Source organism: Rhodobacter maritimus (assembly GCF_058747975.1).
Genome location: NZ_CM179095.1, coordinates 1,507,571 through 1,530,526 on the forward strand (window position 1 = coordinate 1,507,571; position 22,956 = coordinate 1,530,526).

Consider the following 22,956-nt stretch of genomic DNA (forward strand, 5'->3'; position numbering starts at 1 on the left):
GACGGGTATCTTGGGTATCATGCATATCAGCCAGAATTCGTAATTCCAGCCTCAGGAGCAACCCAAATGCGAAATACAGCTACCGTATTTTCCCTGATCGCCGCGCTGAGCGTGAGCTTCCTGGTGCTTGGAAACGCCCGAACGGGGGACGCGCAAGAGACGAGTGGCGATGCGCCCGCCGTGCCGCCGCCCTATGTGATGCCGCAAAGTGGGCCGTTCCACCCCGAGAGGATCGCGGTCGAGAACGCGGCGGCAATCGCGGCCTGGTCGCGTTCGGGGCATTCGGATGCCGCGGCCGAGGCCTTCGCCCACTGGAACGAGGACGGAGAGATCCCGGCGGTCTGTTCGGTCTGCCATTCGGGGGCAGGGTTCCGCGCGTTCCACGGGCTGGACGGCAGCGCGCCGGGCCTGCCCGAAAACCCGATGCCGATCGGTGGCGTGGTCGATTGCGAAACCTGCCACAGCCCCAAACTGTCCAGCGTGACCGAGATCCGCTTTCCAAGCGGCATCGCCCATCCGGTCAGCGCGGCCGAGGCCGCCTGCCTGACCTGCCATCAGGGCCGCGCGGCGGGGGCCACCGTGGCCAAGGCCATCGGGACGCGCGGCGACGACACCCCCGATCCCGAGCTGGGCTTCGTCAACCCGCATTATGCCACGGCCGCGGCCACCTGGCTGGGCGGCTATGGCGGGGCGGGCTACCACTATCCGGGCAAGGAATATTCGGGCCGCTTCTTCCATGCCCGCCCGCTGGCGACCTGCGCATCGTGCCACGAGCCGCACAGCCTTGAAGTGGCGAGCGCCACCTGCGGCACCTGCCACGAGAACGCCACCCCGCGCGAGATCCGCCTGTCGCGCCAGAGCTATGATGGCAGCGGCAACCTGTCGGTCGGCATCCGGTCGGACATCCTGGGCAATGCCGACCGCCTGATGCAGCTTCTGAAGGAATATGCCGCCGGGGTTGCCGGCACGGCGATGGTCTATGACGGGCACCGCCATCCTTATTTCTTCGCCGATGCCAATGGCGACGGGCAGGCCGATCAGGCCGAGGGTAAGCCGGTTGCCTATAATGCCTGGACGCCACGGTTGCTGCGGGCCGCCTTCAACTGGAAGCTGGTCACGGCCGATCCGGGCGCCTATGCGCATAACCCGCATTACGCGCTGGAGCTGCTTTACGATTCGACCGAGGATCTTGCGCAGCGCCTCGGGCTGGACGTGGCGGCCATGGGGATCCGGCGCTAGGGGGCCTCAGCCCCCCGTCCGAAGCGCGGGAAGGCCGACGCCGGTTGCGTCGAACCCGCCGTCCGAGGCGATGGTCTGGCCGGTCACATAGCTCGCGCGATCCGAGCACAGGAAGGCGATGACCTCGGCGATCTCGGTCTCGCTGCCATAGCGGTTCAGCGGGATCGCGTCGTGATAGGCCGCGCGGATCGCGGGCGTGTGGACGGCAAGGGCCAGCTTGGTGTCGACCGGGCCGGGGGCCACACAATTTGCACGCACCCCCCATTCGCCCAGTTCCGCCGCCTGCTGGCGCGTCAGGTGGATCACCGCCGCCTTCGAGGTGCCATAGGCCACCCGCAGCGTGCTGGCTCGCAGCCCCGAGATGGAGGCGATGTTGACGATCGCGCCGCGGGTCTTCTTCAGATGCGGGATCACGGCCTGCGAAGTCAGGAAGACACCGTCGAGATTGGTCTCCATCACCCGGCGCCAGATCTCGAAATCGGTCTCGCCCATCGGGCGGAAATCGGCCACGCCGGCATTGTTCACCAGAGCGTCGATCCGGCCGAATGCGGCGGCGACCCCGACCGCCATGGCCGCGACCTGCGCGGGGTCCGAGACATCGCAATCCACCGCCAGAGCGTTCGGCCCCAGCTCGGCCGCGGCGGACATCAATGCCTCGGTGTCGCGGTCGATCATGGCGACGCGGCGCCCCTCGGCCAGGAAAAGGCGGGTGGTGGCCAACCCGATGCCGCGCGCGGCGCCGGTGACGATGGCGGTTTTCTCGGTCATTCCAATCTCCTGTGAAGGGCGGAGGGGCTAGCGCAGCCAGCCCACCAGAACCTGCGAAAGCGACGGCACCGCCGCGATCACGGCAAGGCCGACAAGGCTGGCCAGAAGGAAGGGAAAGGCGCCGCGCGCCACCTTCTCGATCGACAGGCGGGTGACATTGGCGGCCACATAAAGGTTGATCCCGACCGGCGGCGTGATCAGCCCGATGGCCAGGTTGACCATCACGACGACGCCGAACCAGACCGGATCCCACTCCAGCTCATGCACGACCGGCATGAAGATCGGAAGCGAGATGAACATCACCGTGACCGCATCCATGAACATGCCCGCCAGAAGCAGGATCAGCATGATGACCAGCAAGATCACCCATTCGTTGTCGCTCAGGCCCAGAAGCGCGGTGGAGTAGCTGCCTACCAGATCCTCGACGGTGACGACCCAGCCGAAAAGGCTCGCATAGGCCACGACAAGCATGACCACGGCCGACGAGGCGGCGGCATCGCCAAGCGCGTCGTAAAGCCCGCGCAGGGTCAGCGTGCGATAGGCAAGCGCGCCGACGGCAAGGGCATAGACGGTGGCGACCAGCGCTGCCTCGGTCGGGGTGAAGACGCCCGAATAGATCCCGCCAAGGATCACGACCGGGGTCATCAGGCCCCAGAAACTGTCGCGGAACGAGCGCCACAGCTTGCGCCCGTAGCTGGCGCCGGCATAGGGATCGGGGCTGAGCGCGGCAAGGCTGGGTGCGCCTTTGCGCCCGGCCAGCGGCAGCACGGCCAGCATTGCCAGCCCCATGAACAGCCCCGGCACGATCGCCGCAAGAAACAGCCGCGAAATCGAGGCCTCGGCGATCACGCCATAGATCACAAGCCCGATCGAGGGCGGAATCACGATCGACAGGGCCGCGCCCGTGCAGACCAGCCCCGCGGCGAAGGCCCGGCTGTAGCCGTCCTCTTCCATGCCCTTGATGATCATCGGCCCGATCGCCGCGACAGAGGCCGGCCCGGATCCGCTGACCGCGCCCCAGAACAGGCACACCACCGTGCCCACGACCCCCATGCCGCCGGGCAGATCGCCCACCAGCACGCGGAAGAAGCGGATCATCCGCTCGGCAATCCCGAGCGAGCCCATCAGCGTGCCGGCAAGGATGAAGAAGGGAATCGCCAGCAGCGAGTATTTCGAGATGCCCGTGGCGATCAGGTCGCCCGCCAGTTCGAACCCGAATCCGATCTGCCACATCGCGTAAAGTGCCGAAAGGCCAAGCGAAAACGCCACTGGCACCCGCAGGGCCATCAGCACGAAAAACACCACGATCATCTGCGTGCCGGCCGAGGCATCGGTGAAGGGATCAAACATCCGGCACCTCGTCATGGGCGCGCCCGGCCAGCGTATCGAGCGCGTGTTGCAGATAGCGGATGATGATGAGGGCGAAACCGAACGGCACCGCGGCTTGATAATACCACGCCGGAATGCCAAGCGCGTAGGACCGCATCCCGTTGCCGTAGAGATTGGCAAGCGCCTGCCACGAGAACCAGGCCGACATCGCCAGAAGGCCCACCGACAGCAGGACCGAGACGATGAAGACCGCCTTTTGCAGCACCCGCGGCAACAGATCATGCACCAGCGTCACGGCCAGATGCTCGCCCCGCTGCGCGGCGATTGCGGCGCCGAAAACCGTCAGCAGCAGAAAGCCGTTTGTCAGAAGCTCTTCGGTCGAGGCCAGTGACATGTGCGTGGCGTAGCGCACGAAGACATTGGCGAAGCCCAGCAGGGTCATGCCCAGAAAGATGATCGCGCAAACGATCTTTTCCGCGTCGCGCAGAAGAAAACTCATCGCCGAATGCCTCCCGTGCGGCCCGCGAAAGGGGGCGGGCCGGTCAGGCCCGCCCGGACTGGCAGCCGATCAGTTGGCGGCCGCGATCGCGTCCTGGAAGGCGCCCACGATCTCGGGGCCGACCTTGCCGGCCCATTCGTCGAAGGCGGGCTTGGTGGCGGCGCGGAAGGCATCCAGTTCTTCGGCAGAGGGTTCGTAGATTTCCATGCCCTTTTCGCGCAGGAAGTCGATGCCGTTCGCCGTACCCTCGCGGGTGATCTGGCGCTGATAGGCCATCGCCTCTTGTGCGGCCTCGGCGATCTTGGCCTGGGTGTCGGCGTCGTAGCCGTCCCATTTCGCCTTGGCGATGCCCAGGAAGACCGGGTCATAGGAATAGTGCCAGGCGGTCAGGTATTTCTGCACCTCGTAGACCTGCTGCGGGATGATCACCGCGCCGATCGGGTTTTCCTGGCCATCCACCACGCCCTGTTGCAGCGCGGTCATCGTCTCGCCCCATTGCATCTGCTGGGGGTTGGCGCCAAGCGCGTTCATCACGTCGATATACATCGGGCCGGCGACGCGCAGGTTGAGGCCCTTCATGTCCTCGGGCGATTTCACCGGGCGGACGTTGTTGGTCAGCTCACGAAAGCCGTTTTCGCCCCAGGCCAGAACGACGATGCCCTTGTCCAGCAGGATGTCGGCCAGCATCTGGCCCGGTGCGCCCTGGGTGGTGGCGTCGACCTGCTCGTAGTTGGAATAGAGATAGGGCAGCGAGAAGGCCGCCATCTCGGGCACGAGCGGGGTGACGTTGATCGCCGAGGTCACGACGAGATCGAGCGCGCCGCGGCCCACCATCTCGGCCTGGCGCATCTGGTCGCCGCCCGAAAGCTGGGCGTTGGGAAAGACGCGCACGTCCAGATCGCCGCCGGTCTTCTCGGCCAGAAGCTCTCCGAATTTCTCGGCGCCCTTGTGCCAGGTGGTGCTGTCCCCGGTATTGTGCGACAGGCGCAGCGTTTCCGCCGAAACCGCGCCGGCCATGAAGGCACCGGCAATCATCGAGGCAACCGCGGCGCGGCCGGTTTTGCTAAAACTCATCGTGTTTCTCCTCCCAAAAGATCCCCCGGATCGGGGGCAAGGTCATTCCGGCTGCGGCGGCGCACAGCAAGCGTCCACATAATGAACCCGATTTTTTCAGCGTTACAAGAAAAACTTGCCAAACTGCCCAATAAATCGCCTATAGTGCTGAAAGTCCGGTCATGGGGCCGGAATCTTTGATTTCAAAGGTTCATATAGTGGAACTTTCGCAAGACCTCGGCCAGCTTAGCGGTGCGCAAAGCGTCGATCGCGCGCTCGCGCTTCTGGGGCTGGTGGGGCAGCATCCGGGCGGGGCGACGCTGACCGATCTGGTCGGGCGGTCGGGGCTGAACAAGGCCACCGTGCGGCGGCTGCTGCTTGCGCTGATCCGCGCGGGTCTGGTCGAGCAAAGCGGTGACAGCCGGCTGTATCACCTTGGGGAAGAGGCCTACATTCTGGGCCTGCGCGCGGCCGCGCGGCATGGCCTTGTGAAACAGGCGATGGAGGTGCTGGTGCATCTGGCGCGCGACACGGGCGATGTGGCCTTCGTGTCGGTGCGGCGGGGCTTCTCGGCGGTCTGCCTGCACCGCGAAGAGGGCGGCTATCCGGTGCGGACCTATGCGCTGATGCCGGGGGCGCAGCATCCGCTTGGCGTTGGCGCGGGCGCGCTTGCGATGCTGTCGGCGCTGCCCGACGACGAGGTAGAGGCCGTGCTGGAGGCCAATGCGGCGCTGCTGGCCGGGAAATATCCCAACCTTCCGCCCGAGGCGATCCGCGCCCATGTCGCGCAGGCGCGGGCGGATGGCTATGCGCTCAATCCCGGTTTGATCTTCGCCGATTCCTGGGGGCTGGGCATGGCGCTGCGCCGCCCGGACGGCAGCCTTGCCGGGGCGCTTTCGCTGGCGGCGGTGGAAAGCCGGATGCGCCAGCCGCGCCGCGACGAGCTGGTGGCCAAGCTGCGCACCGGCGCCGCGGCAATCGAGAAACGGCTGGCGCAGCCTTCCGGCGCGCGGCCCGCATATCAGGAGAGGAGAGAGAAATGACCAAGGCTCAGATCGTCGGCTGGGGTCACACCCCTTTCGGAAAATCGGAACATCCCGATACCGAAAGCCTGATGGCGGCCGCCGTCGGCCCCGCGCTCGATCATGCCGGCATCACGCCCGAGGATGTGGACGGCATCTTCGTGGGGGTCTTCAACAACGGCTTTTCCAGGCAGGATTTCCAGGGTGCGCTGGTGGCGATGGGGGATGAGCGTTTCGCAAACACCCCGGCCACGCGCTATGAGAATGCCTGCGCGACGGGCTCGGCCGCGCTGCATGGCGCGATGGATTTCATCGAATCGGGGCGCGGGCGCATCGCGCTGGTCGTGGGGGCGGAAAAGATGACGGCCACCCCAACGGCCGAGGTCGGCGACATCCTTCTGGGCGCCAGCTACCGCAAGGAAGAGGCCGATATCGACGGCGGTTTCGCGGGCCTCTTCGGTCAGATCGCGGCGGGTTACTTTCAGCGCTACGGGGACCGCTCCGAAGAGCTGGCGATGATCGCCGCCAAGAACCACGCCAACGGCATGGCCAATCCGCTGGCCCATATGCGCAAGGATTTCGGGGTCGAGTTCTGCAACACCGTCTCGGACAAAAACCCCCGCGTGGCGGGGCCGCTGCGCCGGACGGATTGCTCGCTCGTCTCGGACGGGGCGGCGGTGCTGGTTCTGGCCGATGCAGAAACCGCGGCGGGGATGCAGCGCGCCATCGCGTTTCGTGCGCGCGTCCAGGCCAATGACATCATGGCTCTGTCGCGCCGCGACGTGCTGGAATTCCGCGGCGCGCGCCTGGCCTGGCAGGCGGGGTTGCAGGCGGCGGGCGTCGGCCTTGGGGATCTGTCGCTGGTCGAAAGCCATGACTGTTTCACCGTGGCCGAGATGCTGGAATACGAGGCGATGGGCCTTGCCGCGCCGGGCGAGGGCTATCGCGTGATCCGCGAGGGCATCAGCCGCAAAGAGGGCCGGCTGCCGGTCAACCCCTCGGGGGGGCTGAAATCGAAGGGGCATCCGATCGGCGCCACGGGCGTGTCGATGCATGTCATGGCCGCGATGCAGCTGACGGGGGACGCGGGCGAGATGCAGATCCCCGGCGCGACCATGGCGGGGGTGTTCAACATGGGCGGCGCGGCGGTGACGAACTATGTCTCGATCATGGAGCGCGTGAAATGATCGACCTGTCCGGCGGGATGCAGCCCGCCTCGACGCGGGTGATGAACCTGTCCCATTTCCTGACCGAAAGCGCGCGCCGCCTGGACGACGCGATCGGCTTCGTCTGGGGCAATGCCACCTGGTCATGGGCCGAGATGGAGGCGCGTTCCGCCGCCTTCGCCCATGCGCTGATCCACGATTTCGGCGTGCGGAAGGGCGATCGCATCCTTGTCCAGTCGGCCAATTGCAACCAGATGTTCGAGGCGATGTTCGCCTGCTGGCGCGCGGGCGCGGTCTGGGTACCCGCGAATTTCCGCCAGTCCGCCGAAGAGGTGGCCTGGCTTGCCGGTTCGTCGCAGGCGCGCGGGCTGATCTGCGGGGCGGGGTTTGCGGGCCATGCAACGGCCTGCGCGGCGCAGGTGGATTTCACCGTCGCCATCGGCGCGGCCGGGTTCGCCGAGGATTACGAGGCAATCGTCGCGCGCCACATGGGGCAAGCGCCTGCCGCCGTTGCGGTGAACCGCGACGATCCGGCCTGGTTCTTTTTCACCTCGGGCACCACGGGGCGGCCGAAGGCGGCGGTGCTGACCCATGGCCAGATGGCCTTTGTCGTCACCAACCACCTGTGCGACCTGATGCCCGCGACCGGGCCCGAGGACGCCTCGGTCGTGGTGGCGCCCTTGTCGCATGGTGCGGGCGTGCACCAGCTTGCGCAGGTCGCGCATGGCGTGAAGACGATCCTGCCCGCGGGCGAGAAGTTCGACCCCGCCGAGATCTGGGCCCTGATCGAGAAATGGCGCGTGACCAATCTTTTCACCGTGCCCACCATCGTCAAGCTTCTGGTCGAGCACGAGGCCGTCGACCGCCACGATCACGGCGCGTTGCGCTATGTGATCTATGCGGGTGCGCCGATGTATCGCGCCGATCAGGTGCGTGCGCTGGAAAAGCTCGGCCCCGTTCTGGTGCAGTATTTCGGCCTGGGCGAAGTGACGGGCAACATCACCGTCTTGCCGCCCGCCCATCACCATGCCGCCGACGCGGCGATGCGCATCGGCAGTTGCGGCTTCGCGCGCACCGGCATGCAGGTGCAGATCCAGAACGAGGCGGGCGAAGAGCTGCCTCCGGGCGAAACCGGAGAGATCGCCGTGATCGGCCCGGCCGTCTTCGCGGGCTATTTCGACAACCCCGAGGCCAATGCCAAAAGCTTCCGCAACGGATGGTTCCTGACCGGCGATCTGGGCCATATGGATGCACAGGGCTTCGTCTACCTGACCGGGCGCGCCTCGGACATGTATATCTCGGGCGGGTCGAACATCTACCCGCGCGAGATCGAGGAAAAGCTGCTGATGCACCCCGCGATCTCGGAAGTGGCGGTGTTGGGCGTGCCCGATCCGGTCTGGGGCGAGGTCGGCCTTGCGGTCTGCGTGCCGCGCGCGGGCACCACGCCCGATGCGCCCGAAATCCTTGGCTGGCTTGAAGGCAAAATCGCGCGTTACAAGCTGCCGCGCGGCGTGGTCTTCTGGGACGAGATGCCCAAATCCGCCTATGGCAAGATCACCAAGAAGATGATCCGCCAGGAGCTTGAGGCCCGCGGGGAACTGCCCGGCAGCGCGGCATGAGCGGGGGCAGGGGCGCGCGCGCGATCCGGCATCCGGGCCCGGTTGCGCCGGATCGTGCGGCGGTGGTGCCGTGCCGCGCGCATCCGGTGACGGTGCGCCTGCGCGCGGGGCTGGGCTTTGGTGACGCCGTGGCGCGTGGGCTGGCCGAGGCGGGCCATGCGGCGGGCTATCTGCGCCTGTCCGATATCCCGATGGCGCGGCTGGACTATGTGATCCCGGCGCCCGCGCCCGGCGATGGCCATGCCGCGTGGTATAGCGCCCCGCGCCGGATCGCCGACGCGCCGCGCATCGTGACGGCGGGCGTGCATTTGGGCCTGCGGGACGGTGCGCCCTTCACCCATTGCCACGGGATCTGGGCCGGGCAGGGCGTTGCCCCCGCCATGGGGCACCTTCTGCCCTTCGACAGCGTGATCGGTGAGGATTGCGAAGCGGCGGGCTGGGGCATTTCGGGCGCGGCACTGGTGGTTGCCGACGATCCCGAGACGCAGTTTTCGCTGTTCCGCCCGCAGGCCATGGGCGATGCGGGCCGGGGCGGGCAGGCGGCGCATCTGTGCACGCTGCGGCCCAATCAGGACATCGCTGAGGCGCTTGCAGCGCTTGCCGCCGCGCAGGGGTTGGTGGACGCGCAGATCGAAGGCATCGGCAGCCTTGTCGGCACCCGCTTCACCGATGCGCCCGAACTGGACAGCTATGCGACCGAGGTCCTGCTGCATGCCGCGGCGGTCAGGGCCGGGCAGGCGCGGCTTGAGGCGTTTTCGGTCGGGTTCGACGGGCGCCATGCGGGCGGCATCCTGGCGCCGGGCGAGAACGCGGTCTGCGTCACCGCCGAGATCCTGATGATCGGCGCGTAGGCACGCGGCCCCTCAGGCCCCCGGAGGGCGGGTTTCGCCCAGATGGCGCACGCGGTCGGCGATCCGGGCCAGTTGATCGGCCAGCGGCGTGGTCTTGCGCCACACCATGCCGATCGTGCGCATCGGGCGTGGCTGGCCAAGCCGCACGACCGAGACGGGTGCCGATCCGGTCTCGATCCCGACCGCCATTTCGGGGATCAGCGTCACCCCGATTCCCGCGCCCACCATCTGCACCAGCGTGGTGAGCGAGCTGCCCTCCATCAGGTCGCGCGGCAGGGCCGAGCTGACGCGGCAGAACGAAAGCGCCTGATCGCGGAAGCAATGCCCCTCTTCCAGCAAAAGCAGGCGCATCTCGCGCAGGGTTTCGGGCTTGGGAACGGGCTTGGCGGCATCCTCGCCGGGGCGCACGAGCATGAACTCTTCCCGAAACAGCGGCTCTTCGTGCAGCGCAGGTTCGGAGACGGGAAGCGCCACGATGGCCACGTCCAGCCGCCCATCCGACAGATCGCTGATCAGCTTTCCGGTGATCGCCTCGCGCGGCTGCACGTCAAGATCGGGGTAATGCGCGCCCAGATCCTTGATGAGGCGGGGCAGCAGATAGGGGGCGACGGTGGGAATCACCCCGATCCGAAGCCGCCCGGCCAAAGGCCCCTGCGCGGCGCGGACCAGATCCTCGATCTCTTCGACATCGCGCAGGATGTCGCGTGCGCGCAGGGCAAGGGCTTCGCCCATTGCGGTCAGGCGGATCTGGCGCGCGCTGCGTTCGATCAGCGCCACGCCAAGCAGCGCCTCCAGCTCTTTCATCTGCACCGACAGCGCGGGTTGCGAAATGGCACAGGCATCGGCGGCGCGTCCGAAATGGCCGTGGCGTGCAAGGGCCTCGAAATAGCGCAGGTGCTTCATCGTCAGATTTAGCATAATAAAAACTTATCACTATGATTATAAAATCCAAATTTTAATAATTCTAATTCCTGATACAAGCAATTCATAAACGGGGTGCAAGTTGAACGGACCGGCCCGCATGAACATATGCGGACAAGGCGGCATCCCGCGACGATCAGGCCACCCTGCACGGTGGCACAGCTAGCAAGGAGAGCACTCTTGGACGGAAACGACATGAAAACGGCGGGCAAATGCCCTGTGATGCACGGCGCGAATACGGCGATGGGCACCTCGAATATGGATTGGTGGCCCAACGCGCTCAACCTCGACATCCTGCATCAGCACGACACGAAGACCAACCCGATGGGCGCGGATTTCGATTACCGCGAAGAGGTCAAGACGCTCGACTATGACGCGATCAAGAAGGACGTCCATGCGCTGATGACCGACAGTCAGGACTGGTGGCCGGCGGATTGGGGCCATTACGGCGGGTTGATGATCCGCATGGCCTGGCATTCGGCCGGGTCCTATCGCACGGCGGACGGGCGCGGCGGTGGCGGCACCGGCAACCAGCGTTTCGCGCCGATCAACAGCTGGCCCGACAACGTCAGCCTGGACAAGGCGCGCCGCCTGCTGTGGCCGATCAAGAAGAAATACGGCAACAAGATCTCCTGGGCAGACCTGATCATCCTCGCCGGCACCGTCGCCTATGAGAACATGGGCCTGAAGACCTTCGGCTTCGGTTATGGCCGCGCCGACATCTGGCACCCCGAGAAGGACACCTACTGGGGCGCTGAGAAGGAGTGGCTGGCCCCGTCCGACGAACGCTATGGCAATGTCGAGGATCCCTCGACCATGGAAAACCCGCTGGCCGCCGTGCAGATGGGCTTGATCTATGTGAACCCCGAAGGCGTGAACGGCAAGCCGGATCCGCTGAAGACCGCCGCCCAGGTCCGTGAGACCTTCGCGCGCATGGCCATGAACGATGAAGAAACCGTGGCGCTTACCGCAGGCGGGCATACCGTCGGCAAGACCCATGGCAATGGTGACGCAAGCGTGCTTGGCGCCGACCCCGAAGCCGCCGATGTGTGCGAGCAGGGGATGGGCTGGACGAACCCGAAAATGGGCGGCAAGGCCGCGAATGCGGTGACCTCTGGTCTTGAGGGTGCCTGGACGACCCACCCGACCAAGTGGGACATGGGGTTCTTCGAAATGCTGTTCGGGCATGAGTGGGAGCTGCGCAAATCCCCCGCGGGCGCCTGGCAGTGGGAACCGGTCAGCATCAAGGACGAGGACAAGCCGCTTGATGCGTCCGATCCGTCGAAGCGCCACAACCCGATGATGACCGATGCCGACATGGCGATGAAGGTCGACCCGGTCTATAACGCGATTTGCCAGAAATTCATGGCCGATCCGGCTTATTTCGACGATGTCTTCGCCCGCGCCTGGTTCAAGCTGACCCACCGGGACATGGGGCCGAAGGCGCGCTATGTCGGCCCGGAAGTTCCGGCCGAGGACCTGATCTGGCAGGATCCGGTGCCCGCGGGCAGCACCGCCTATGACGTGGCGGCGGTAAAGGCGAAGATCGCGGCTGCGGGCCTTTCGGTGGCCGACCTTGTCTCCACCGCCTGGGACAGCGCGCGGACCTTCCGCGGCTCGGATCTGCGCGGCGGCGCCAATGGCGCGCGTATCCGTCTGGCCCCGCAGAAGGACTGGGAGGGCAACGAACCCGCCCGCCTGCAAAAGGTGCTTTCGGTGCTTGAGCCGATCGCGGCCGAAGCGGGGGCCTCGGTGGCTGACGTGATCGTGCTGGCCGGTGGTGTGGGGATCGAACAGGCCGCGAAAGCCGCGGGCTTCGACATCACCGTGCCCTTCGCTCCGGGCCGGGGCGATGCCACCGACGCGATGACTGACGCGGAAAGCTTCGAGCCGCTCGAACCGATCCATGACGGCTATCGCAACTGGCTGAAAAAGGACTATGTGGTCAGCCCCGAAGAGCTGATGCTGGACCGCACGCAACTGATGGGTCTTACCGCCAACGAGATGACCGTCCTGGTCGGCGGCATGCGGGTTCTGGGCACCAACCACGGCGGCTCGGCGCATGGCGTTCTGACCGACCGTGTAGGCGCGTTGACGACCGATTTCTTCGTCAACCTGACCGACATGGCAAATACCTGGAAACCGGCCGAGAACGGTGTCTACCAGATCTGCGACCGCAAGAGCGGCGCGGTGAAGTGGACGGCGACACGGATGGATCTTGTCTTCGGCTCGAACTCGGTCCTGCGCTCTTACGCCGAGGTCTATGCCCAGGACGACAACCACGAGAAGTTCGTGCGCGATTTCGTGGCGGCCTGGACCAAGGTGATGAACGCCGATCGCTTCGATCTGGCCTGATCGACGAAAATGCCCCCGCCTGCATCCTGCGGGCGGGGGCCGATCTTTTCGCGGGAGGGTCTAACCCGCCTGGCGCTTGGCCGTCGCCCCCCTGACCCGCCGGACAAGCCGCCCGGCCTTGCGACGCAGCCCCCCAAGGATTTCGCGCGGTGTAGGCGGCGGAACGCGGCGCCCTTCGGTCAGGGCCCCGATGATCTTCTTCAGCATCAGCGCACCATAGCGCGCATCGGCGTGATAATCCCCGATACCCTTGCGGTTCACATAGTCTTCCTTCAGCCACGGGCCGTCGAAGGTGCTTTCCGGCGGCGTGAAGTAGCGTACGCCAAGCCGGTCAAGTTCGGCTGCGAAGGTCTGACGGTAAAGCTGGTGATAGGCCAGGATGTCATCTTCGGAAATTAGCGGCCGCCGCTCTTCGGTGATGAAGCTGCGCGGCAGCGGGCAGCACATCACGACCGAAAAGCGCACGTTCATCTTCTGCATCAGGCGGAAGAAATCCAGCATCGGGCGGGTATGCTCCTGCACCGCCGCCCGGACCAGCGCCTCCGAGATATATTGTTTGCCGGGTGTGCTGCGCGCGGCCGTATGGGTCAGCCAGCGTTTCACATCCATCGTCGCGCTTGGATGAAAACCGAAGCAGAACAGGAAATCCCGCGGATCGTTTGCCGTGATCGGGGCGAAGCCGCCGGGAAGTTTCGAGAGAATGCCCACGGCGCGCGGATCGGTGAAACGCACACCCTGATCGTCAAGTTCGAAGAACGGCTCAAAGAACTTGTAGCCGTGGCTGAGGTCGCGCACCACGACCTCGCCGAAACTGCCCCGCGCGGCGCGCCTGGTGCGCGAATCCAGCTTGGCCAGACCGTTGTGAAGCGCGATCGTGTGGGAATCGCCCAGGATGACCAGCATGCTACCTGCCCGTATCCAGCATCATCTCTTCGCAGACGATCTCGACATCGCTTCGCTCGGCCGCCGATGGCGTTTCCGACGCCGGGGCGGGGGCGGGGGCGCCGGCTTGCGGTGCGTGCTGGCGGAAGAAATGCGACATGACGTAATCCACCCCGGCGGGGTTCACCTCGCGCATGTTCGGCTCGAAGAACATGCCCCGCATCGGCGCTGCGGCAATGATCTCGTATGACGGGAATTAATCGACGAAATCGAGCTCTTTCGAGACCTGCCCGGCAACCGCCCGCAGCACCGATTTCGAATAGGACGTGGCCGAGAGCACATGGTCGCCCGACATCGTGGCCACCAGCGGCACGGGCGAGACCGTCAGCAAAAGCCGCACGCCCGGATTGACGCCGCGCAGCCGCTCGATGAAGGCCATGAGGTCGGCATGGATCTCGGGGTAGGTGAAGTTCACGAACTGATAGGCATCGGGGTCGAAGCTGCCGGCTGCGGTGCCGGGGCAAAGCGGGAAGACCGCGCCGTCGCCGCGCGACACCCAGCCTTCGGTTAGGCCCATGGTGAAGACGAAAAGATCAGATTTTTCAAATACGTCGCGGACGGACTTCAAGTGGCTTTCGCGGGCGACCTCAAGCTCGTCCACATCCTTGAAGGGCTCGGGCTCAAGCGCCGGGCGGAACGGGTCGACGACACCGCCGTCCTTGCTCCAGGCGGGTTCCTGCGGCGTGAAATGGCCATAGGCCCGGTCGAAGGTCTGCAGCAACTGGCGCACGGTGTAGATGTTGCAATAGCGCGCGGAATAGACGCCGTAATTGAACGCGCCGTGCAGATGCGCGGGCAGCAGCGGCGGGGCGGGCTCGTAATCGCAGAAGGTGAAGCCGCTGGCCTTGAGCTTGCGGGCGATATGCTGGGCAAAGCAGCTTCCGGCAGTGACGATCCGGTCGCTCTGCGTCAGTTCGAACTTCTTTTCGTAAAGATCGACAAGCGAAAGCGGGTTGCGCGCGCTGATCGAAGGGCGCCAGAAGGCACGTTCGGGCAGATCGGAATAGGGATTGTCGCTCATGGTCGGTGTCCTTGAGGTATGGCCAAGCACTATCACACCTGGGAGGTTGTGCAACCGGGCAGGCGCCGGGCCGGGGGATCGCCGCCTAGTCGCCGCGTTCCAGTGCGTCGAGGCCCGAGACAAGCGCCGCCCCCATGCCATGGCCCTGCATATGTGCGCGCAGGCGCTGGTTGTAGCCGCCGGGCGTGTCCAGCGCCTGCAAGAGTGGCGCGACAGCCGACCCAAGCAGGCTGGTGCCGATCAGCGTGCGCAGGAATGCCTCGGCCTGGGCGGCGTTTTCGACCCGCGCGCCTAGCCAGCCGGCGGTTTCGCCCACCAGCGCGGCCGCCGGGGACAGGACCGCCTGCGCACAAAGATAGGCCTGAAGTTCCTGCGCGTTCTGCATCCGGAAGATCGGGTTCCGGGCGCCCAGGATCGTCCGGGCGGGCTCGTCCTCGCCCATCAGCAGGACGGGCGATCCGCCCCGGGCGATGCCGGGAAAGGGCAGGGCGATGGCCACCGCCCGCGCCGGCGCGACAAGGGGGGCCAGCTCGGCCAGTGTCGCGCCCGCCATCAGCGAGATGATGCGCTGATCGGGCCGGAAGCGCAGCCCTTTCAGGACCTTGGGGGCGGCCGCAGCCAGAAGCCCGAGAAACACCACCTCGCTTGTGTCGAGCACCTCCTGGTTGGGGGCCACGCGGACATTTGCGAACATGCCGGCCAGCCGCGCCGCGCGAGGGGCGCTGCGCTCCGAGACGGTGATGCGGTGGCCGTCGGGCGCGATGCCCTCGACCAGTGCCGAAGCGATGCTGCCGGTGCCGAGAATGCCGATATCCATGCTGCCGCCCTTTTTTCACAAGAAAGTTCGGGCAGTTTTGCGCGCAGGTCTTGCGGGGGCAAGGCTAAGGTTTACCTGCCTCGATGACCGATGCGCCCGCAGCCTCGATCGCGGTGGCCATGGTCCCCGTGGGGGCGATGTCGCAGATCAGTTGTACGCGGGGCGACCACGGGGTGATGCCTTGCAGCGCCCGGCGGTCATATTTGGAGCTGTCTGCAAGGATCAGAGCGCGGTCTGCATTGGCGATCATCTCAGAATAGACCTGTGCCGCGGCCAGAAGGGCCTCGCTCACGCCGCTGGCGTCCAGTCCCGAGGCGCCGATGACCGCAAGCGGCGGGCGGTATCTGCGGATCGCGGCCAGGGTTTCGGGCCCCTGAACCATGCCCTCCTTCGCCTCGACGATGCCGGGCAGGGCCATCACCTGGATCAGCGGGTTCGAGGAAAGCTCGGTGGCGATGCTGAAGGACGAGGTGATGACGGTCATGGGCCGCGTGCTTGAACGCAGGGCGCGCGCGAAATGCAACGTCGTGGCACCGCCGCCGATGAACATGCTTTCGACATCCTGAACGGCCGTCACGGCCGTCGCCGCGATCAGGCGGCGCTCTTCGATCCTGAGCTTGAGCCGCTCGGTCAGGGCCGGCTCGAAGACCTGGCTTCGCACGGCGCCGCCATAGGTGCGGTTGATCCGGCCCGCATCGTCCAGCTCGCTCAGGTCGCGGCGCACTGTTTCGGCCGAGACCGAAAGCAACTCGGCAAGTTCGGTCACGCGCAGTGCCGGATTGGCATCGAGTGCCGCAAGGATCCGTTCGTGCCGCGTAACTTTCTTGGACTTTTTCTGGGTCATCACGCCCTCCAATGCCCGAAATATAACCAAAAAGGCAGGTAGTCGACAGATAAAATGCCCGACTTGCCACAAAAATGGTTGCAAGGCAGGCGCTGGATGCTAGCCTGACGTTGCAACATGGGAGAATCAGGTGTTCAACTACGGTTACTTCTCCTTCGAGTCGAAGAAGGAACTTCTTGAGAAGGCCGCCGAGTACTGGAACCCCGGCAAGACGCGGTTCTGGGAAGAGGCCGGCACGCCGATGGTGATCGACCGGCGCGAGGGGTATCTGCTTTACGACATGTCGGGCAAACGCCTGATCGACCTGCATCTGAATGGCGGCACCTATAATTTCGGGCACCGCCACCCCGAGCTTGTCGAGGTGCTGAAGTCCGGGCTCGATTATTTTGACATGGGCAACCACTGGTTCCCCTCGGTCGCGCGCGCCGCTTTCGCCGAAAAGCTGGTCAAGACCGCGCCCCACATGAAATACGCCATCTTCGGCTCGGGCGGGGCGGAGGCGGTCGAGATCGCTCTGAAAACCGCCCGCTATGCCACGAAGAAGCGCAAGATCGTATCGATCATCAAGGGCTATCACGGCCATTCGGGTCTGTCGGTGGCCACCGGCGACGACCGCTTCAGCAAGATCTTCCTTGCCGACCGCCCCGAGGAATTCGTGCAGGTGCCCTTCAACGATGCCGATGCGCTGGAAGCGGTGCTGCGCAAGGGCGACGTGGCGGCCTTCATCATCGAGACGATCCCCGCCACCTACGGCTTTCCGATGCCGGCCGAGGGCTACCTGAAGACCTGTCAGGATCTGTGCCACAAATACGGCGCCAAGTTCATCTCGGACGAGGTGCAGACCGGGCTGATGCGCACGGGGGTGATGTGGGGCTGGCAGGGCTATGGCCTGCGCCCCGACATCTTCGTGACCGGCAAGGGCCTTGGCGGCGGCATCTACCCGATCAGCGCCTGCCTTGTGAACGAGGAATGCGGCGGCTGGCTGCACGAGGATGGGGCTGCGCATATCTCGACCTCGGGCGGGGCCGAACTCGGCTGTCTCGTCGGTCATCATGTGATCGAGATGCTGGAGCGTCCCGAGGTCATCTCGAACGTGGCCTTCGTATCGGAATTCTTCGCCCGCTCGATGCAGGAGATGATGGCCCGCCACAGCGATATCTTCGTGGGGGTGAGGCAGCGCGGCGTGGTGCTGGGGCTGGAATTCGACCACCCCGAAGGCGCGGTCGCGGTTTCGCGGGCGCTTTATGAAAACGGGGTCTGGGCGATCTTCTCCTCGCTCGACAAGCGGGTGCTGCAATTCAAGCCCGGCGTCGTTCTGGATGTCGACCTGTGTCAGGAGATCATGGACAGGTTCGATGCCGCGATGCCGCGGGCGCGACAACTTCTCAAATCTCCGAGGCGCGCGGCATGACGGTTCAATCTCCCTCTGAAATGGCCCGGCTGAACGTTCCTGACCGGGATCTGTCCTCGGCGCGCATGAAGGTCGGGCGCGCCGGCTGGGCGGTGCGCTACTACAGCAGCTTCCCGCGTGAGGCGGTTCTGAAGATCGCCGAGGCTGTGGCGCGTGCGGCGCATGAGAAGGCCGGGTTCTATGCCGACTGGGCCGTGCGCGAGACCGGCTTCGGCGTGGTCGAGCACAAGAAGATCAAGAACGAACTCAGTGCGCTGCCGCTTCTGGACTATTACCGGGATATCGATCTTGTCTCGCCGCGTGTCGATGCCGCGCGCAAGATCGTGGAACTGCCCAAGCCCGCGGGCGTGGTCTTTGCGCTTGCGCCTGCAACAAACCCGGTGGCGACCGTCTATTACAAGACCATGCTGGCCATTCTCAGCCGCAACGCGATCGTCATCAGCCCGCATCCCGCCGCGAAGGACGTGTCGGTCGATGCCGCCAACACGCTGGCCCGTGCGGCCGAGGCGGCGGGCGCGCCCTCGGGCCTGATCCAGTGCATCGAGAACCCCTCGGTTCCGCTGGTGCAGGACATCATGGGTTCGGACAAGATCTCGGTCATCATGGCGACGGGGGGCGGCGCGATGGTGCGCGCGGCCTATTCCTCGTCGAACCCCGCGCTTGGGGTGGGGCCGGGCAATGCGGTGGCCTATGTCGACCCGACGGCGAAGGTCGACCAGACGGCGCGGCGGCTCGTGGCGTCCAAAAGTTTTGACAATTCGGTGCTGTGCACCAACGAAAGCGTCGTGGTGACGCTGCATTCCAACCGCGGCAACCTGGAACGGGCGCTGCGCACCGCGGGCGCCCATGTCTGCAACGCGGAAGAAACCGACCGGCTGCGGGACTACCTGTTTACCGACAAGGGCTTCAACGTCGCGGCCATCGGCAAAAGCGCGGCCTGGATTGCGGATCGTGCCGGACTGCGGGTCAGCCCCTCGGTCAAGATCCTCGTTCCCGTGGTCGCGGAACCGGGGCAGGACGATATGCTGTTCAAGGAAAAGCTCTGCCCGGTGCTGACGCTGACCTCGGCGGTGGATTTCCAGCAGGCCGTGACCTTCGCCAAGCATACCGCGCGCAGGGGGGCGGGCCATTCGGCGGCCTTCCATGGCGACGATCCCGCGCGGCTTTTGCATTTCTCGCAGGCGATGCCGGTTTACCGGGTGGTGGTCAACGCGCCCTGTTCGCAGGGGGCTGCGGGGTTCCAGACGCATTTGCCGCCCTCGTTCATGATCGGCACCGGCTTCAAGGGCCGGTCCTCGGTGGGCGAGAATGTGGGGCCGCAGCATTTGGTCCACTGGACCCGGATCGCCTATAACAGCGACGCCGACGTGCCGATGGGCCAGTTCGATTTCTCGGCGCTCGATGCGCCGCCGCCCACCATCGCATCCCCCGATCCCGCGCCGGGCTTCGCGGCGCAACCAGCCCCGTCTTCGACGAGCCTTGACCGTGATCTTCTGCGCCAGCTGATCCTTGAGGAACTGCGCGGCATGAAAGGGGGTGCCTGATGGCCGATCTTCGCGCGTCGATCTTCATCGACCAGCTTCAGCCGCAGACGCTCGCCTATGTCTCGACCTGGATGCGCGGCTCGCTTCCGCGCGCGCGTATGGCCGCCCAGATCGTCGAGATCGCGCCCGGCCTCGATATCGAGGCGCTTACCGATGTGGTGCTGAAAAGCGCCGATGTGCGCGCGGGCCTTTTGGTGGTCGAGCGGCAGTTCGGCACGCTGCAATTCCATTCGCGCTCGACCGCCGAGGTGCATGCCGGTGCCGCCGCGATCCTGGGGGCGCTTGGCAAGACCATGGACGACATCGCCGCCCCGAAGATCCTTGCCTCAAAGCTGGTGACGCGGATCGACGACCAGCATGCGTTCCTGATGAATCGCAACAAGCTTGGCTCGATGGTGCTGGGCGGCGACAGTGTCTACCTGCTGGAATGCCAGTCGGCGGCCTATGCCATCCTTGCCTGCAACGAGGCCGAGAAAGAGGCCGACGTGAAGGTCATCGACATGCGCATGATCGGCGCGAACGGGCGGCTTTACCTTGCCGGCGCCGAGGCGGACGTGCGCAATGCGCGCAACGCCGCCGAGGCCGCGCTGCGACAGGCGGGGGCCGAATGATGTCGGCGCTGCGCGAAGAGATACGCGCCATCCTGCGCGAAGAGATCGCGGGTCTTGGCCTTGGGGCGGGCCGTCCGGTCAGCGAAACCGTGCAGATCCGCAATGGCGAGGATCTGACCCGGTTCGCGCAGGACATCCTGGCACGCGCGGCCGATCCGGCCTTTGTCGCCGCACTCGCGGGGGGCACGCATCGCTTCGATCTGCGCATGGCGCCGGCTGTGCCATCGGGCTTTGCGGCGGCGGTGCGGCCGGGCGCGGCCAACAGTGCGGCCGCCATCCCCGACGCAGTGCAGAAATCATTGATCACCGAGCGCGACATCGCCGCTTTGCGCCCCGATCAGAAGGTCCTGCGCATCGGTCCGGCCAGCCGCCTGACCCCGCTTGCCCAGGACGAGGCGCGCCGCAAGGGCATCAGAATTGAAAGGTGTGCAACATGATACGAGGACGCGTAAGCGGGAAGCTTTGGTCTTCGCGGCGGGTTCCCAGCCTGCCCGTCGGGGCGCTGCTTGAAATCGAGATCGACACCGGCGGCAAGCTGATCGCGTTCGACCCGCTGGGATGCGCGCCGGGCGAGGCCGTTCTGGTCGTGCAGGGATCTGTCGCGGCCAGCTACTTCAGCGGTGTATCCGCGCCGATCGACGCGCTGGTGATCGGTTCAATCGACGAAGAAAAGAAATCCAAAACCTGAAGGAAACCTCCAATGGCAAATCTGGCAATCGGAATGATCGAAACCAAGGGCTACGTGCCGGCGCTGTCGGCGGCGGATGCGATGGTCAAGGCGGCCAATGTCGAGATCGTGGCCCGCAACGAAGTGGGCGGCGGGCTTGTCTCGGTCGTCGTGCGCGGCGATGTGGGCGCGGTCAAGGCCGCGACCGAGGCGGGCGCCGAAGCGGCCTCGCAGGTCGGCGAGGTGACGGCGGTGCATGTCATCCCGCGCCCGCATGGCGATCTGGGCAAGTATTTCGAAGCTGCCGCGACGAAGTAATCCAAAGATGCACCGGCCGGGAGCCAAGCGATGACAGAACTGCGCGTCTATCTGCCGATCGAAGACCTGCAACCGCAATTCGCGGCCTATCTGTCTTCTCCGACACGGGCGCGGGGATACCCCGCGTTTCGTGGGCAAAATTCGCTGATCATCGAGGTGGCCCCCGCGCTCAGCATCCACCGGATCACCGACCTGGCGCTGAAGGCTGCGCCGGACATGGAGCCGGGGATCCTGTTCACCGAACGCCAGTTCGGCCTGCTGGAACTGCATGCCGACCGGATGAGCGACCTCGAGGCGGCAGGGCGCGCGATCCTTGACGGGATCGACGCCAAGCCCGCCGATCAGCTGGCGCCGCAGATCCTGTATCACGACATCATCGAGGATCTGTCGGACCAGCACGCGATCATCCTGAACCGTTCGCGTGACGGCTCGATCCTGGTTCCGGGCGTGGCGCTTCTGATCTACGAGATGGCGCCGGCGCTTTTCGCCTGCGTCGCCGCCAACGAGGCCGAGAAGGCCGCGCCGGGGGCGGTGCTGAACGACGTCCAGATGATGGGCGCGACCGGACGGATCTTCATGTCCGGCACGCCTGCGGAAATGGCGGTCGCACGCGACACGATCACCCGCAAACTGGAAAGCATCAAGGGCCGCAGAGCCTGACTACCCAAGCGCCCGAAAGAAGGTAAACATCCCGCCGGGCGCAGAACAAAAGAGGTCACAACGACCCTGTCGGCACGTTCCCGATGTCGGCTTATCTGTGCAACAGGAGGACTTAAAAATGGCCAATACACTTTCAAGACGTCAATTCGTCGGCAGGACGATGGCCCTGACCGGGCTTGCGGCAGCGGGCCCCCTGTCGCCCGCCTTCGCCGCGCGCAACGACCAGCTGAATGTTCTGTGCTGGGAAGGCTATAACTCGGATCAGGTTCTGGGGCCGTTCCGCAAGGCCAATCCGGGCGCCTCGGTGCGGGCCGAAAGCGGCACGTCCGACCCCGACATGATCAACAAGCTGCGCGCGGGCGAAACCTCGGTCTGGGATCTGATCAACGTCAACCAGCCCTGGGCGCGCGACCAGCTTTATCCCGAAGGCCTGATCAAGCCGCTCAGCAAGGACCGCTTCATGCCGCATATCGAAAAGATGCTGCCTGAATTCGCGGCGCCCTATCCGCTGGCCTTTGCCGATGACGGCAACCTGATCGGCATGCCGCAGCGCTATGGCCCGTTCTCCTTCGTGGTCAATACCGACGTGATCAGCCGCGACATGGCCGAGGATCAGGGCTGGAACCTGTTCCTCGATCCCGCGATGAAGGGGCGTTACGGCGTTCTGACCTATGACAACTGGAACGTCATTCACATGTGCCTCACGGCGGGGCTGAACCCCTTTGCCCCGGTCGAGGGCGCCGATCAGGAGAAGTTCCGCGAAACCGCGACGGCGATTTTCGGTGGTGCAAAGCTTTTGACCGATGACCTGGTGGCCATGAACACCGCGCTTATCAATGGCGAGATCGACGCCTATTTCACCGGCGGCACCTATACCGCATCGCCCGCGCGCTATGACGGGGCGACCAATGTGCGTGCCATCACGCCGCGTTCGGGGCCGGTGGACGGGAAGGGCGGCTGCACCTGGATCGAGCTGACCTCGGCGGTGAACAATCCCGATCCCAGCTCGCTGGCCGAGGATTTCCTTGAATTCGTGCAACAGCCCGAAATCGCCAAGGCCGTCGCGTTCACCGAAGGCACCTATAACCCCGTCAGCCAGATGGGCAATCCCGACGTGATGGCGCTGTTCGACGAGGAAGAGCTGGACGCGATCCAGATGGACAGCCTTGCCGAAGAGATGGAGCGGTCGCTGGATTACGATGTGGTGACATCCTATGACTCGCTGATCGAGATCTACACGCAGGCCCGGCGCTCGTGATCCGTTCGGCCCCGGGGGGCAGGCACATCCCGGGGTCGTCC

22 protein-coding genes and 1 pseudogene are annotated in these 22,956 nt (G+C 65.4%); 14 read left to right on the forward strand and 9 right to left on the reverse strand.

Features of this window, described 5'->3' with window-relative positions; all coding sequences use genetic code 11:
• Positions 1-66: 66 nt before the first annotated feature.
• Positions 67-1,239, forward strand: coding sequence for a cytochrome c3 family protein (locus tag AC4PTO_RS07675; RefSeq protein WP_492733145.1), 1,173 nt, complete (start codon positions 67-69; stop codon positions 1,237-1,239).
• Positions 1,240-1,245: 6 nt separating this feature from the next.
• On the opposite strand, the gene AC4PTO_RS07680 is transcribed toward AC4PTO_RS07675, so the two are convergent.
• The 4 genes from AC4PTO_RS07680 to AC4PTO_RS07695 form a co-directional block, all read right to left on the reverse strand.
• Positions 1,246-2,007 carry an SDR family NAD(P)-dependent oxidoreductase gene (locus tag AC4PTO_RS07680; protein WP_492733146.1) on the reverse strand — a complete coding sequence of 254 codons (762 nt, stop codon included), beginning with the start codon at positions 2,005-2,007 and terminating at the stop codon, positions 1,246-1,248.
• Between the two features lie 27 nt (positions 2,008-2,034).
• On the reverse strand, positions 2,035-3,357 hold the full coding sequence (locus AC4PTO_RS07685; protein WP_492733147.1) for a TRAP transporter large permease: 1,323 nt from the start codon (positions 3,355-3,357) through the stop codon (positions 2,035-2,037).
• The gene (locus AC4PTO_RS07690) at positions 3,350-3,835 is read right to left on the reverse strand and encodes a TRAP transporter small permease (RefSeq protein ID WP_492733148.1); all 486 of its coding nucleotides are present in this window, start codon (positions 3,833-3,835) and stop codon (positions 3,350-3,352) included. Before AC4PTO_RS07690 ends, AC4PTO_RS07685 begins: the two co-directional genes overlap by 8 nt.
• Before the next feature lie 69 nt (positions 3,836-3,904).
• Positions 3,905-4,909, reverse strand: coding sequence for a DctP family TRAP transporter solute-binding subunit (locus AC4PTO_RS07695; RefSeq protein ID WP_492733149.1), 1,005 nt, complete (start codon positions 4,907-4,909; stop codon positions 3,905-3,907).
• 197 nt (positions 4,910-5,106) lie between these two features.
• On the opposite strand from AC4PTO_RS07695, the gene AC4PTO_RS07700 reads away from it, so the two are divergent.
• The 4 genes from AC4PTO_RS07700 to AC4PTO_RS07715 are packed head-to-tail and all read left to right on the forward strand — an operon-like array spanning position 5,107 to position 9,546.
• Positions 5,107-5,931, forward strand: a complete 825-nt coding sequence (locus tag AC4PTO_RS07700; protein ID WP_492733150.1) for an IclR family transcriptional regulator — start codon at positions 5,107-5,109, stop codon at positions 5,929-5,931.
• The gene (locus AC4PTO_RS07705) at positions 5,928-7,097 is read left to right on the forward strand and encodes an acetyl-CoA acetyltransferase (RefSeq protein WP_492733151.1); all 1,170 of its coding nucleotides are present in this window, start codon (positions 5,928-5,930) and stop codon (positions 7,095-7,097) included. The genes AC4PTO_RS07700 and AC4PTO_RS07705 overlap by 4 nt, the downstream gene beginning before the upstream one ends.
• A complete protein-coding gene (locus tag AC4PTO_RS07710) occupies positions 7,094-8,695 on the forward strand; it encodes an acyl-CoA synthetase (protein ID WP_492733152.1) in 1,602 nt (533 codons plus the stop codon). The genes AC4PTO_RS07705 and AC4PTO_RS07710 overlap by 4 nt, the downstream gene beginning before the upstream one ends.
• Positions 8,692-9,546 carry a hypothetical protein gene (locus tag AC4PTO_RS07715; protein WP_492733153.1) on the forward strand — a complete coding sequence of 285 codons (855 nt, stop codon included), beginning with the start codon at positions 8,692-8,694 and terminating at the stop codon, positions 9,544-9,546. The genes AC4PTO_RS07710 and AC4PTO_RS07715 overlap by 4 nt, the downstream gene beginning before the upstream one ends.
• Positions 9,547-9,558: 12 nt before the next feature.
• On the opposite strand, the gene AC4PTO_RS07720 is transcribed toward AC4PTO_RS07715, so the two are convergent.
• Positions 9,559-10,464, reverse strand: coding sequence for a hydrogen peroxide-inducible genes activator (locus AC4PTO_RS07720; RefSeq protein ID WP_492733154.1), 906 nt, complete (start codon positions 10,462-10,464; stop codon positions 9,559-9,561).
• Positions 10,465-10,662: 198 nt separating this feature from the next.
• Between AC4PTO_RS07720 and katG the strand changes: the two genes are divergently transcribed.
• Positions 10,663-12,822 (forward strand): catalase/peroxidase HPI, encoded by a 2,160-nt coding sequence (katG, locus tag AC4PTO_RS07725; protein WP_492733570.1) that lies wholly within the window; start codon positions 10,663-10,665, stop codon positions 12,820-12,822.
• 60 nt (positions 12,823-12,882) lie between these two features.
• On the opposite strand, the gene AC4PTO_RS07730 is transcribed toward katG, so the two are convergent.
• From AC4PTO_RS07730 to AC4PTO_RS07745, 4 genes and pseudogenes are all read right to left on the reverse strand, one after another.
• Complete coding sequence (locus tag AC4PTO_RS07730) at positions 12,883-13,725, reverse strand: hypothetical protein (RefSeq protein ID WP_492733155.1); 843 nt, start codon at positions 13,723-13,725, stop codon at positions 12,883-12,885.
• A 1-nt stretch (position 13,726) separates the two neighbouring features.
• Positions 13,727-14,926 (reverse strand): annotated as a pseudogene (locus AC4PTO_RS07735) (GSCFA domain-containing protein).
• Positions 14,871-15,602 (reverse strand): NAD(P)-binding domain-containing protein, encoded by a 732-nt coding sequence (locus AC4PTO_RS07740; protein ID WP_492733156.1) that lies wholly within the window; start codon positions 15,600-15,602, stop codon positions 14,871-14,873. Before AC4PTO_RS07740 ends, AC4PTO_RS07735 begins: the two are co-directional and overlap by 56 nt.
• Positions 15,603-15,666: 64 nt before the next feature.
• Positions 15,667-16,446 (reverse strand): DeoR/GlpR family DNA-binding transcription regulator, encoded by a 780-nt coding sequence (locus AC4PTO_RS07745; protein WP_492733157.1) that lies wholly within the window; start codon positions 16,444-16,446, stop codon positions 15,667-15,669.
• A gap of 130 nt (positions 16,447-16,576) precedes the next feature.
• Here AC4PTO_RS07745 and AC4PTO_RS07750 point away from each other — a divergent pair, with 130 nt between their 5' ends.
• From AC4PTO_RS07750 to AC4PTO_RS07785, 8 genes are all read left to right on the forward strand, one after another.
• Positions 16,577-17,857, forward strand: a complete 1,281-nt coding sequence (locus AC4PTO_RS07750; protein ID WP_492733158.1) for a class-III pyridoxal-phosphate-dependent aminotransferase — start codon at positions 16,577-16,579, stop codon at positions 17,855-17,857.
• The gene (locus AC4PTO_RS07755; protein ID WP_492733159.1) at positions 17,854-19,401 is read left to right on the forward strand and encodes an aldehyde dehydrogenase family protein; all 1,548 of its coding nucleotides are present in this window, start codon (positions 17,854-17,856) and stop codon (positions 19,399-19,401) included. The genes AC4PTO_RS07750 and AC4PTO_RS07755 overlap by 4 nt, the downstream gene beginning before the upstream one ends.
• The gene (locus AC4PTO_RS07760; RefSeq protein ID WP_492733160.1) at positions 19,401-20,012 is read left to right on the forward strand and encodes a BMC domain-containing protein; all 612 of its coding nucleotides are present in this window, start codon (positions 19,401-19,403) and stop codon (positions 20,010-20,012) included. Before AC4PTO_RS07755 ends, AC4PTO_RS07760 begins: the two co-directional genes overlap by 1 nt.
• The gene (locus AC4PTO_RS07765) at positions 20,009-20,449 is read left to right on the forward strand and encodes a hypothetical protein (RefSeq protein WP_492733161.1); all 441 of its coding nucleotides are present in this window, start codon (positions 20,009-20,011) and stop codon (positions 20,447-20,449) included. The genes AC4PTO_RS07760 and AC4PTO_RS07765 overlap by 4 nt, the downstream gene beginning before the upstream one ends.
• The gene (locus tag AC4PTO_RS07770) at positions 20,446-20,700 is read left to right on the forward strand and encodes a EutN/CcmL family microcompartment protein (RefSeq protein ID WP_492733162.1); all 255 of its coding nucleotides are present in this window, start codon (positions 20,446-20,448) and stop codon (positions 20,698-20,700) included. Before AC4PTO_RS07765 ends, AC4PTO_RS07770 begins: the two co-directional genes overlap by 4 nt.
• 12 nt (positions 20,701-20,712) lie before the next feature.
• Positions 20,713-20,997, forward strand: a complete 285-nt coding sequence (locus AC4PTO_RS07775) for a BMC domain-containing protein (protein ID WP_492733163.1) — start codon at positions 20,713-20,715, stop codon at positions 20,995-20,997.
• 30 nt (positions 20,998-21,027) lie between these two features.
• A complete protein-coding gene (locus AC4PTO_RS07780; RefSeq protein ID WP_492733164.1) occupies positions 21,028-21,657 on the forward strand; it encodes a hypothetical protein in 630 nt (209 codons plus the stop codon).
• A 118-nt stretch (positions 21,658-21,775) separates the two neighbouring features.
• On the forward strand, positions 21,776-22,915 hold the full coding sequence (locus AC4PTO_RS07785; RefSeq protein ID WP_492733165.1) for an ABC transporter substrate-binding protein: 1,140 nt from the start codon (positions 21,776-21,778) through the stop codon (positions 22,913-22,915).
• Positions 22,916-22,956: the final 41 nt, after the last annotated feature.